The following is a 12,635-nucleotide window of genomic DNA, read 5'->3' as shown; positions in this document are numbered from 1 at the left end:
CAGGGCCTTCAGGCTTGAGCCGGGAGCGCGATGGAGGCGCCCGTCAGCCGGATGTGTTCGCGCATGTTGCCGGGCTTGACCGCACCGTCGGCGCTCACCTCGACCGGGGCGATGTAGGGACCGATCGCACCGAGATCGTCGGCCACCGCTTCGGTCAGCAGGGCGCGCGCCTCGTCGGCGGTGCGCACGATGGCCGCATCGGAGAGCTCATCCGACCAGCTCTTGGCGCCGGTGCGGTAGATCACCGCGCCGTCCCAGGTCCGGTTCGCGGTGATGATCGAGGGACCGGCGATCTTGATCTTCTGTTGCAGCGGGGAGGTCATTCAGACGGGTTCCAGGAGTTGTGCGATCACGCCACTGAGAGTCTGCTGACGCCACGGCGCGGAGTGCGCCACGACGTCGCCGATGATGAGGATGGCCGGGCCGCCATCGATTTGGCCGACGAGATCCGGCAACTGATCGAGCATGCCGACCGCGGCCTGCGCATCGGGGCGCGTCACCTTGGCGAACACGCCGACCGGCGTCTGCGGCGAGCGGCCGGCGGCGAGGAGCCCCGCGCGCACCGCCGGCGCCGCGGTCATGCCCATATAGACGACGACGGTCATCTTGGTGTCGGTCAGCGCAGACCAGTCGACCGCCTCGGCATCGCGCTCCTTGTGCGCGGTGAGGAAGGTGATGCGCAGCGCTTTGCTGCGGAAGGTCAAGGGCACCTCGAACTGCGCGGCGGCGCCGAGGCCGGCGGTGATGCCGGGCACGATGGTGTAGGACACGCCCGCCTTGCGCAGCGCGTCGACCTCCTCGCCGCCACGGCCGAACACGAAGCAATCGCCGCCCTTCAGCCGGACCGCGCGCTTGCCCTCGCGCGCCGCCTCGATCAAGAGCTTGTTGACGGCATCCTGGCCGATGCCGGGCTTGCCGACCCTGCGGCCGACCGGCACGCGCGAAGCATCGCGGCGAATGCGGTCGAGAATCTCGGGTGTGACGAGCTCGTCGTAGTACACGACGTCGGCGTCCTGCAGCGCCCGCAGCGCCTTGATGGTCAGAAGATCGGGATCGCCCGGACCGGCGCCGACCAGGGTCACATGCCCGTTGCTGCGGCCGGCATGATCGGCGCCCGCAAAAGCACTGGGATCGGCAATGCCGTGCAGCGCCGCCTCGGCCTCCTGCTTGCGCCCCGCCAGCACCAGCGCGCCGATCGGGCCGTCGACGATGCGCTCCCAGAAGCGGCGGCGCAGCGGCATCTCCGCAATCAGCGGATTGATGGTCTTGCGGAAGTCGCCGATGAAGCCCGCGAGCTCGCCGATCCGCGCCGGCAGCAGCGCCTCGATGCGCTCGCGCACGCGGCGTGCCACGACGGGCGACGAGCCGCCGGTGCCGATCGCCACGACGACATCGCCGCGATCGACGATCGCCGGAAAGATGAAGCTGGAATGCGCGAGGTCGTCCATCACGTTGACGGGCAGACCGACGCTGCGTGCCCGCGCGGACATCGCCACGCCGATGTCGCCGGCGCCTGCGCACAGCACGGCGATGACGCCAGTGAGATCGGCGCTCAGCGGGTGGCCTTCGGCGCGCTCGATCTGGCCGTGCTCATCGCGCAGACCCGCGAGATCGAAGTCGCCGTCGGTGGCGAACCAACGAATCCGCGCGCCCGCGGACAGCAACACGCGAAGCTTGGCGCGCACGAGCTCGCCCGCACCGATCAGCAGCACGGGGCCGGTCTTCAGGTCGAGAAACACCGGCAGATATTGCATTGCGTTCTTCAGCTTCGGCACTTCGGGGTTGACTGGAATTATTTTCTATATAAGTGTCTCGCCTACGACGTAAAGAGAAAATTATTCCTTGGCTTCGCCATAGAATTTTCTCCCAGGCAGGCGATGGCTGATAGCATGCACATTCTCACCAACGACGTTTCCAGAGATCGGTTGCCCTCCTCCGAGATCGAGCAAGCATCTTCCATGCCGCGCGTCCTCAACGCCGCGCCGACGATGGACCATCTCGATGAGCTGGAGGCGCAGAGCATCTACATCCTTCGCGAGGCCTTTGCACGGCTGAAGAAGCTGGCGCTGCTGTGGTCGCTGGGAAAAGATTCCAACGTGATGATCTGGCTGGCGCGCAAGGCGTTCTTCGGCCGCGTGCCGTTTCCGGCCATGCATGTCGATACGGCCAAGAAGTTTCCGGAGATGTACGCCTTCCGCGACACCTACGCGAAGGAATGGGGCCTGGACCTGAAGATCGAGCCGTGCCCGCCGATCGATGCGGTCGATCCGACCTTGCCGCCCGCGGCGCGCTCGGCTGCGCGCAAGACCGAAGGCCTGAAGATGGCGCTCGCCAAGCACGGCTTCGATGGCCTGATCGCCGGCATCCGCCGTGACGAAGAGGCGACGCGCGCCAAGGAGCGCGTGTTCTCGCCGCGCGGCGCCGAAGGCCATTGGGACGTGCGCGACCAGCCGCCGGAATTCTGGGATCACTTCAACGCCTCGCCGCCGCAGGGCGCCCACTTGCGCATCCATCCGATCCTGCATTGGACCGAGGCCGACATCTGGGCCTACACGGCGCGGGAGAACATCCCGATCATCCCGCTGTACCTGTCGAAGAACGGCAAGCGCTATCGCTCGCTCGGCGACCAGGACATCACCTTCCCCGTCGCGTCCAACGCCTCGAACATCCCCGAGATTCTCGCCGAACTCGAAAGCACCAAGGTGCCCGAGCGCGCCGGACGCGCGCTCGACCACGAGACCGAGGACGCCTTCGAGCGGCTGCGCGTCGCCGGCTATCTGTGAGCGGAGCCTGAGGCAATGAACATGAGAGTCCCGGCCGCCGCTCCCGCCACACCGAACGGCACCACCCGTCCCCAGGTCCGCATCGTGATCGTCGGCCATGTCGATCACGGCAAGTCGACCCTGGTCGGACGCCTGCTGCACGAGACCGGCAGCCTGCCCGAGGGCAAGCTCGAAATGCTGCAGGCCGTCTCGGCCCGCCGCGGCATGCCGTTCGAATGGTCGTTCCTGCTCGACGCGCTGCAGACCGAGCGCGACCAGGGCATCACCATCGACACCACGCAGATCCGCTTCCGCACCAATGCGCGCGAGGTCGTGCTGATCGACGCGCCCGGCCACGCCGAATTCCTGCGCAACATGATCACCGGCGCCGCGCAGGCCGACGGCGCGGTGCTGATCATCGACGCGCTCGAGGGCGTGCGCGACCAGACCCGCCGCCACGGCTATCTGCTGCATCTGCTCGGCGTGAAGCAGGTGGCGGTCGTCGTCAACAAGATGGACCGTGTCGATTTCGGCGAGGACCGCTTCGATGCGATCAAAGCCGAGATCTCGGCGCATCTCGAAGGCCTCGGCGTCAAGCCGGTCGCCGTGATCCCGATTTCCGCGCGCGACGGTGATGGCGTCGCCGCGCTAACGTCGCGGATCGGCTGGTACGACGGCCCGACCGTGGTCGAGGCGCTCGATGGGCTGGAGCCGGCCAAGCCGCTGTCGAGCCTGCCGCTGCGCCTGCCGGTGCAGGCGATCTACAAGTTCGACGATCGCCGCATCGTCGCCGGCCGCGTCGAGGCCGGGGAATTGCGCGCCGGCGACGAGATCGTGATCATGCCGGCCGGCAAGATCGCCAAGATCAAGACCGTCGAGGGCTGGCCGCAGACCCCCGTGACCACGCCGCAAGGCGCAGGCCGCTCGGTCGGCATCACCCTCGACCGCGAGCTGTTCATCGAGCGCGGCGACGTCATCGCCCATGTCGGCCGCGAGCCGCAGGCGGCGCGCCGGCTGCACGCCCGCATCTTCTGGCTGCACGACCAGCCGCTCGCCAAGGGCGACAACATCCTGGTCCGGCTCGGCACCCGCGAGGCGCGCGGCAGCGTGGTCGCGATCGAGAAAGCCGTCGATCCGGGCTCGCTGTCCAACGAGCAGAACGCGTCGATCGCGCGCAACCATGTCGGCGAGATCGAGATCGCGCTGACCCAGCCGGTCGCCGTCGATCCCTACACCGAGAATGCGCGCACCGGCCGCCTCGTCATCGAGGTGCAGGGCCGCATCGCCGGCGGCGGACTGGTGCTGTCGATCGCAGCCGGCAAGCGCGCCGCGCCGGTCGACATCATGCCGGTGGAATCGGCCCTGCAGCCGCAGGAGCGCGCCGACCGCTATCGCCACAAGGGCGCGGTGGTCTGGATGACCGGCCTGCCCGGCGCCGGCAAGTCGACCTTGGCGCGTGCGCTGGAGCGGCGGCTGTTCAGCCGCGGCGGCGCGCCCGTGCTGCTCGATGGCGACACCGTGCGCGCCGGCCTCAACAAGGATCTCGGCTTCACGCCGGAGGACCGCGCCGAGAACATCCGCCGCCTCGCCGAGGTCGCGACCCATCTCGCCCGCAACGGCCACATCGCGATCGTCGCCGCGGTGTCGCCGGCGCGCGAGGACCGCGCGGCTGCGCGCCGCGTGGCCGGCGACCTGTTCCGTGAGGTCTACGTCGCCACCGCCGCCGAGATCTGCGAGAGCCGCGACCCCAAGGGCCACTACGCCAAGGCCCGCGCCGGCGCCTTGCAGAACTTCACCGGCATCGGCACCGACTACGAGCCGCCGCTCGATGCGGAGCTCGTCATCGACACCGCGACGCGCGGGATTGCGGACGCCACCGACGAGCTCGAGGCGCTGCTGTCGCGGACATCAGTGCTGTTCGACGACATCGCCGATCTCGGCGCGAATATCTGAGGCGCCGTACAAGCTCCCAAAGCTTGTAGCAGGCGGCCTGCCCCAAACCGTCCTTCATACCCAATGTGCAGCTCTGGCTTCGGAGCTGACCCCTCATGGTGAGGAGCCCGCCCAAAGGCGGGCGTCTCGAACCACGAGGCCCCACTGTGGCCTCGCCCTTCGAGACGCTCGCCTTCGGCGAGCTCCTCAGGGTGAGGGGGACCGGCATTCCGAGAAGAGCGAATTGCGGACGCGGGCGGAAGTCTCAACCCTCTCCATGAACACGCGATCAGCGTATCCATGGCCCCGCGTGCAGCGTCAGTCCGGCGCTTGCCACTCATGGTGAGGAGCGCCGCCTTCGGCGCGTTCAGGCGATGCTCTCGCATCGCCTTGAGAACCATGAGGCCCAGTCATCGCAGATCTTCGGCGAGGTATCGCCGCGACGACGATTGTTAGTTCCGGCCCGCCGCCTACAGCGCTCCGACATAGGCGGTGAGATCGTCGAGCTCGGCCTCGGTCGGCAGCCGCGTCTCCATCTTCTTGGCATAGAACTCCCACATCAGCTTGACGGCGTCGCGCAGCGAAGCCGTGCGGCCGTCGTGGAAATACGGCGCGGTCGACGCGGCCGCATGCAGGGTCGGCACCTTGAACTTGCCGCCGGTGCCGATGTCGTCCTTGCTCTTCTTGTCGAAGCTCGGCAGCTGGTGACAGGTGCCGCAGCCGCCGTCGCCGATATAGAGCTCATAGCCGCGCCTGACGGCCGCGCTGGCATCCTCCCGCGGCGTGCCGTCCTCCTTGACCTGCCAGTTGGCCGGATAGTTCAGCGTGCGCACATAGGCGACCAGCGCCGCCAGGGTCTCCGGCGACGGCTCCGGCCCCTTCATGCGGTTGACGATGATGCCGCGGATGCTGTCCTCCAGCGTCGGCGCCTGGCCGGCCCAGCCGAACACCGCACGCTCGCCGACGCCCCACAGCGTCGGCGTATTGCGGCCGTTGGGATCGCCGTCGGCGACCACGTCGAGGCCGACATAGGTCTTGTTGTTGGTGTGCCCGGTCGAGAAGTGACAGGTGGCGCAGGATGCCTTGCCGCCGCCGGAGAGGCTTGCGTCGTTGAACAGCTCCAGCCCCTTGGCGGCGAGCTCCACTTCGGAGAGCTGCGCGGGTGCCGCCACGGCCGCACCGACGGTAGTGGGCGAGGCCACCGGCTCCTCGGTCACGACAGGTGCTGAGGCCTTCGGCCTCCTCTTCGCCGCGGCCTGGCGGAGTCTCGGCCTGTACTCGGGCACGGCCGGGTGCGCGGATTTCGGCTTCAGCGCCGACGCGAGCATTTGCAGCAAGGTCGGCTTTTCCGGAGCCGCCGCAAGGTATGGCGCCGTCGACATGTCGGCGGCGAGGGCGGGCACGGCGAGCAGACCGAGGCACAGGACGATCGACCGCAGCCCAGTGAACGACATGATGCGTCTCCCCACACCCCGCTAGATGCAATTAGTTATCGATAGCCTTTACGTCCGAAGTGGGACTGTGCGGGGGCAATGAATCGGCGCAGGCGGGATCGAGCGACAACATCGCGCCCGCCTGCGAGCGCCTCGCCGAGGTGCCGTCCGCAGCGCGGCCACGAGTCGGCCTCGTGACATGACGCGCGACATCGGCGCACAGCGATCGCCGCAGCCAAGCGTGGTCACATCCTGCCCGAAGAACTACGGAGGAGTGCGCTGGTTCGCTCTTGGACGCCAGCCTGGCCATCGGGCCGCCGGACGATCTGCAAGCAGAAATTAGCACTTCATCCGCACAGTTCACGGCACGCGCAGCAACGCTGTCGAGGCGCATGATGGAGCATCTGGCGGCCTATTGGTCGAGGGCGGAGCTGGAGACGAACGGGATTCTGCTGCTGCACCTGATGGGTGCTGCGGCCGTCGGCCTGTTGCTGGGCTACGAGCGCACCTATCACGGACGCGCGGCCGGCATGCGGACCTATGCGCTGGTCTGCGTCGCATCGACCTTGCTGACGGCGATCAACGGTTTTCCCGGCAGCTGGTATGGCGGCATCGCGGTGTCGCCGACCGTGTCCGATCCGACACGCGTGATCCAGGGCCTGATGACCGGCATCGGCTTCCTCGGCGCTGGCGTCATCATCAAGGACGGCTTCACCATCCGCGGCGTGTCGACCGCCGCCTCGATCTGGATGACGTCGGCGATCGGCATCATTATCGGCATCGGCCTCTACGGCACCGCGCTGTGCGCTACGGCCTTGTCTCTGGCCGCGATGACCCTGCTCGGCGCGGTCGAGCAATGGCTGCCGCACCAGACCACGCTGTCGCTGTCGGTCGTCTATCGCCATGGCCTGCAGCCGAGCGAGGCCGAATTGCGCGAATGCATGCGGGCTTATGGCTTCGACGTGCTGGACTGGTGCTACGAATACAGCGAGACGAAGCGTCAATTCCATTTCGAGCTGGTGCTGCAGGCCGCCGGCCGGTTCGAAACCGCGCAGATGGCGCGCGACCTGTCGGGCGCGGAAGACGTCGTCGAATTCCGCCTCGCGCCGTCGCGGGCGTGAGGGAGGAGTAGCATGAGACTAGCGAACAGTCCGAATCAATGATCGCGCGCGTAGGGCGAGCAACGCGGCGCCTTAGGCGAGGTGTGCCCACCACATCGAGCCGAGCGAGTGCGATGTCTGGCGCGGGACGTTTGACGGCCATACCACCGTGCGTCACCCGCAGGCACCGCGCTCGCATCAAATACGAAAACGCCCACCGCAATGACCGCCGTCAGTAGATCCACCCCCGTTGGTCATCTCGCACGTTTCTCGACCCAGCCCCACCGCTTGTAAGCGATCTCCATGGCTCGTTTGTAGGCAGCATTGTTACGCATAAAGCTGAAGTTTCCTTCAGCTACCTTGCTCGCATATGCCTTATCAGCCACAAGATCAGCCAGGATGAAGCGGCATCGCGTCGTTGCCAACGCTGAAAGCCATTCGGTATACTGAGCCTCCAGGCTTAAACCTCGACCAAATCTCTCCGCGCGCTCTTCCAACTTGGGATCATTAAGTATCGCTTGGCAGAGTAATGCCCATAACAAATTTCGAGATCGAAGGACGTATGCGTATTTGTTCGCCCCCTTATCAACGATATCCAAGCTGATTCGACCAAGCCGAAACTGAGCCTTGTAGCAGAGGACGATTTTCCTTAGATCAGACTTCAACCGACCTTCACTAAAAACTTGGCTGTAAATTCGCTCATCCTCAAAAACTTCTCTAAACCGAGCAAGCTTATCAATTTCACCATCAACAATCAAAAATGTACGAGCCAGCTTCGTTAGCTCCACAGCCCGATGCTCGGTTATCCCCTGCTCGTCCAGCTCTTCATCGCTAAGGCTAGTGAACGCCTGCTCCTGTCGTTCGTAATAAATACCGAGCTCACCTCGGAACCTATCCTGCAACTCCAACTGAATGAGATCGTTCGCATGTAGGCTCCAAGGATCAACCGGATTTTGCCGGTTGTTGTTAATTGTGACGCTTGTGACAAAGTCAGCGCTTGCATCGGTAATGATACGACACATCACCCGAAGCTCACTCAAGGTACCCTCGCGATCAGAGAGCTTCTTATTGCCTTCATTTGCTTTCAGAAAGCGACCGTACGTGGTAACGGTCTGCGCTCCGTTAAGCAGCCGCGGCTCGGTTATTTTGAAACTACCGTCTTGAGATTGAAGATTCTCCGCGAACAAAGTAACTCCGTTGTGGTTGAACGCAAAGATCTTTGCGCTATCCCTATCGTCGATGACTATTTTCTTCAACGACTGCTGAATAGATCGGTTTACGGCCTTGTCTTCCGGCAACGCGGCGCGGATATTTCGCTCGAAGAATCTCGGACCCATTTCCTTATGCATTGCGTGAAGGTCTGCGAGTCGGATGAATCCGACCGTCATCTTTTCGCCTCTTGGCCCTTCCCGGCAAACCGTTGCATCCAGCTCGATAGGATAACTGTGCGTTTTACGAAGGTGGGCAGCCGATCCAACTCTTCGCGTGCGCGCAGAGCGAAATTCAATAACCATTGTTACGGGGCGGCCAAAGCGCTGGTCGACAAGATACTTCTTGTTTTCAAGGTCCTCGCGCAACTTGTCCAAGACCTGGCTTCGCTCGGCCTCCGTTGGATCTCCGGTGAAAACAAAATGAATGTAAACGCGATCAATAATTGCTTCGTTTTCTAGAAGGGCACTCTTGATCTGCATCAGCAACTGATTTTGATGTTGATCCTGGTTCTGTGCCCCGAAAATTTGCTCCATACCGAAATCAGTCAATCGCTTGAACGAAGACTTAAACTGTTCGTATGATTGCGACCACTTGAACTGGAACAGATAAAAATTCCGCTTCGCCTGGTCAAAGTGGAAGCCGTCTACCCCATAGTCGTTCCCGCCGAACGCCACTTGCTCGATGGCGATTTCCCGATCGAGTCCAAACTCGTTCATTAAATACAGAAGAGCGAAGTAATCATTGCGGTTACCTCCACAAATACGTCTAAGGTCAGAAAAAGCTTGATCAATGTTCTGGTCCGTTATCGCCACCGTAAGGCTCCAAGTCTCTATTGTCTGTTTGATCAAACGGCTGAAGTCGAGCAAGGTCCCCTTATCTTCTATCTCTGATTTTGCGTTCTCATCATTTTTGGCCCGCTCAGGCGCCCCTTAAATGCTGGTCCAAGCAATCGGGCAACAACGTTTGGCCGAGGATCGCCGGCCTATAGAAACCATGCAGCGCCCATGATCGATTTGATTATCTAAAACAAGGCATCCGAAGGCAACTCCCCTGAGTATACTCATCCTTCGAACATCTCTCGGCCGAGCCGTCAGAGCCGACGCGTAAGCTCCGGAGAATCGCCCCGACAAGTCCTTTTGTGAAGCCTTCAAGCGCAGTACCCGAACGGGCCCTCACCACGAACTTTTTTCTTTCTTTTTTTCAGAATTCGTGCTTTACTCTTCCGTATCCCGTCCCACACGAGGGACAGTTCGCGACCGTCACGGACGTCGGGTGCGGGATGCGGTGGGCGTCTTGGGCTGCGGCGTGAGCGATCATGCTGGCGGACAGTCCCAGGCGCACGGCCAAGCCGTGGGGTCCTGGCATCCCGACGCTGATGCCACGCCTGCGATGACGCTCACGCGTCGCGCGGGCAACGGTGACCAGAAAGCCCGGCGCACCGGGGAGACCACGGAGCAACCGTAAATCCATCGCGCGGGGAAGGCCGGATGTCCGGCTCGTACCTGTGGTGACTGCCGCCTGCATTTTTTTCTGCAGGCGGGCCATGGGTGCAGCCTGCACCCGGCCTTCCCTGCGCCTCTCGTTAGCAGAGGCGTTCAACTGGCAAAGCTCGGACGCCAACAGGCGCCGCGAGAACGTTGGCGACTGTTCGCAAGCGCACGATCCAAATGAGCAGCGAGATGCAACCTCAGGCGTCGTTGCGAGCGAAGCGAAGCAATCCAGACCATCTCCGCAGCGACAGTCTGGATTGCGTCGTCGCTTCGCTCCTCGCAACGACGGCGGAGGCCGGAGCAAATGCCGCGGACTTCCGCAACACCGGATCGACAGGATCGGCCCCTCGCCCCCGATCTCGGAACCGACGCCCTCCCCCGACCAACTGCGATACCCCTCCCCCCTTTCGTGACCTCCGCTTTGGCGCTAAATGCACTGCACACGCCGCCTTCGAGGCGGCCATTCAGCATGCCCAATTCGCGCGCAACGTCGCCCTTTTTCGAGAGAAACGTCTCATCATGACCCGTATCGACGCCCATGGACTGAAGATCGCCCCCGTTCTGTTCGACTTCATCGCCAAGGAGGCCGCGCCGAAGACCGGGATCGATCCGGACGCGTTCTGGGCCGACGTGGCCGCGATCCTGCGCGATCTCGGCCCCCGGAATCGCGAGCTGCTCGCCTTCCGCGACGCCCTGCAGGACAAGATCGACGCCTGGCACCTCGCCAACAAGGGCAAGGCCTTCGACCTCGGCGCCTACACGGCGTTTTTGCAGGAGATCGGCTACCTGCTGCCGGAGCCGGCGACCCACAAGGTCGAGACCGCCAATATCGACGAGGAGATCGGCAAGATCTGCGGACCGCAGCTGGTGGTGCCGCTCACCAACGCCCGCTACGCGCTGAACGCGGCGAATGCGCGCTGGGGCTCGCTGTATGACGCCTTCTACGGCACCGACGCCATCCCGCATGACCCGAGCGAAGCCGGCAAGGGCTACAACAAAGCCCGCGGCGACAAGGTGATCGCCAAGGCCAAGGCGTTCCTCGACGCCGCCGTGCCGCTCGCCACCGGCAGCCACACCGACGTCACGTCCTATAGCGTCATCGCGGGCCAGCTATCGGCCAAACTGAAGAGCGGCAACGCCACCGCACTGAAGGACGCCGCGCAGTTCGCCGGCTATCACGGCACGCCCGAGGCGCCATCCGTGATCCTGCTCGCCAACAACGGCCTGCACGTCGAGGTCGTGATCGACCGCAGCCATGTCATCGGCAAGGACGATCCGGCCGGCGTCTCCGACATGATCCTGGAAGCCGCGGTCTCGACCATCCTCGACATGGAGGATTCGGTCGCCGCCGTCGACGCCGAGGACAAGGTGCTGGTCTACCGCAACACGCTCGGCCTGATGAACGGCACCCTGTCGGCCGATTTCGAGAAGGGCGGCAAGACACTCACCCGCGCGCTGAACAGCGACCGCAGCTACACCACGCCGTCCGGCGGCAGCCTCACGCTGCACGGCCGCAGCCTGCTGCTGATCCGCAATTGCGGGCACCACATGTTCACCGACGCCGTGCTCGACTCCGAGGGCAAGGAGGTGCCGGAGGGCATTCTCGACGCCGCCGTCACCGGCCTGCTCGCGATGCATGACCTCAAGGGTCTCTCCAAGGTCAAGAACAGCCGCACCGGCTCGATCTACATCGTCAAGCCGAAGATGCACGGCCCGGACGAGGTCGCGTTGACGGTCGAGCTGTTCGCGCGCGTCGAGAAGATGCTCGGCCTGCCGGAGAACAGCATGAAGGTCGGCATCATGGACGAGGAGCGCCGCACCACGGTCAACCTCAAGGCCTGCATCCAGCAGGCGTCGAAGCGCATCGTCTTCATCAACACCGGCTTCCTCGACCGCACCGGCGACGAGATCCACACCTCGATGGAAGCGGGTCCGATGATCCGCAAGAACGAGATGAAGGCGCAACCCTGGATCAAGGCCTATGAGGACTGGAACGTCGACATGGGCCTGATCGACGGTCTCCCCGGCCATGCCCAGATCGGCAAGGGCATGTGGGCGGCGCCGGACAAGATGGCGGACATGCTGGCGCAGAAGATCGGCCATCCCTCCGCCGGCGCCACCACGGCGTGGGTGCCGTCGCCGACCGCGGCCACGCTGCATGCCCTGCACTATCACCAGGTCAACGTGCACGCCCGCCAGGCCGAGCTCACCAAGGGTGGCCCGCGCGCCAAGCTCGGCGACATCCTCACCATCCCCGTGTCGAACTCGAACTGGGCGCCGGACGACGTCCGCCAGGAGATCGATAACAACTGCCAGGGCATTCTCGGCTACGTCGTACGCTGGATCGACCAGGGCGTCGGCTGCTCCAAGGTGCCGGACATCCACGATGTCGGCCTGATGGAGGACCGCGCGACGTTGCGCATCTCCAGCCAGCATCTCGCGAACTGGCTGCACCACGGCGTGGTCAGCAAGGAGCAGGTGATGGACTCGCTGAAGCGCATGGCCGTCGTGGTCGACAAGCAGAATGCCGGCGATGCGCTCTATCAGCCGATGGCACCGTCGTTCGACGGCGTGGCGTTCAAGGCGGCCTGCGACCTCGTGTTCGAAGGCCGCACCCAGCCGAACGGCTACACCGAATACATCCTCACGGCGCGGCGGCGCGAGGCGAAGGCAAACGCCTGATGCGAAAAGCCCCGGCCATCCGCC

Annotated in this window: 8 protein-coding genes; 4 read left to right on the top strand and 4 right to left on the bottom strand. The window is 64.1% G+C overall.

Annotation, left to right across the window (positions count from 1 at the left end; all coding sequences use genetic code 11):
- Positions 1-8 precede the first annotated feature (8 nt).
- A complete protein-coding gene (locus tag ACQR1H_RS10230; protein WP_316177273.1) occupies positions 9-323 on the bottom strand; it encodes a DUF2849 domain-containing protein in 315 nt (104 codons plus the stop codon).
- Positions 324-1,754: a siroheme synthase CysG gene (gene cysG / locus ACQR1H_RS10225; RefSeq protein ID WP_434873361.1), complete on the bottom strand. Its 1,431-nt coding sequence runs from the start codon at positions 1,752-1,754 to the stop codon at positions 324-326.
- A 204-nt stretch (positions 1,755-1,958) separates the two neighbouring features.
- Here cysG and cysD point away from each other — a divergent pair, with 204 nt between their 5' ends.
- Together cysD and cysC are read left to right on the top strand one after the other, a co-directional pair.
- Positions 1,959-2,783 (top strand): sulfate adenylyltransferase subunit CysD, encoded by an 825-nt coding sequence (gene cysD, locus ACQR1H_RS10220; protein WP_316216480.1) that lies wholly within the window; start codon positions 1,959-1,961, stop codon positions 2,781-2,783.
- 15 nt (positions 2,784-2,798) lie between these two features.
- The gene (gene cysC / locus ACQR1H_RS10215; RefSeq protein ID WP_316238163.1) at positions 2,799-4,715 is read left to right on the top strand and encodes an adenylyl-sulfate kinase; all 1,917 of its coding nucleotides are present in this window, start codon (positions 2,799-2,801) and stop codon (positions 4,713-4,715) included.
- Positions 4,716-5,164: 449 nt separating this feature from the next.
- Here cysC and ACQR1H_RS10210 read toward each other — a convergent pair whose 3' ends face one another.
- Positions 5,165-6,148, bottom strand: coding sequence for a cytochrome-c peroxidase (locus ACQR1H_RS10210; RefSeq protein ID WP_316177269.1), 984 nt, complete (start codon positions 6,146-6,148; stop codon positions 5,165-5,167).
- Between the two features lie 371 nt (positions 6,149-6,519).
- Here ACQR1H_RS10210 and ACQR1H_RS10205 point away from each other — a divergent pair, with 371 nt between their 5' ends.
- Positions 6,520-7,248: an MgtC/SapB family protein gene (locus tag ACQR1H_RS10205; RefSeq protein ID WP_315804727.1), complete on the top strand. Its 729-nt coding sequence runs from the start codon at positions 6,520-6,522 to the stop codon at positions 7,246-7,248.
- 233 nt (positions 7,249-7,481) lie between these two features.
- On the opposite strand, the gene ACQR1H_RS10200 is transcribed toward ACQR1H_RS10205, so the two are convergent.
- Complete coding sequence (locus ACQR1H_RS10200; RefSeq protein ID WP_316238165.1) at positions 7,482-9,305, bottom strand: AIPR family protein; 1,824 nt, start codon at positions 9,303-9,305, stop codon at positions 7,482-7,484.
- Between the two features lie 1,143 nt (positions 9,306-10,448).
- Between ACQR1H_RS10200 and ACQR1H_RS10195 the strand changes: the two genes are divergently transcribed.
- A complete protein-coding gene (locus ACQR1H_RS10195) occupies positions 10,449-12,611 on the top strand; it encodes a malate synthase G (RefSeq protein ID WP_434907500.1) in 2,163 nt (720 codons plus the stop codon).
- Positions 12,612-12,635 lie beyond the last annotated feature (24 nt).

This window comes from Bradyrhizobium sp. HKCCYLRH2015, assembly GCF_051168215.1.
GTDB lineage: Bacteria > Pseudomonadota > Alphaproteobacteria > Rhizobiales > Xanthobacteraceae > Bradyrhizobium.
This window is presented reverse-complemented; position numbering and strand designations above follow the sequence as displayed.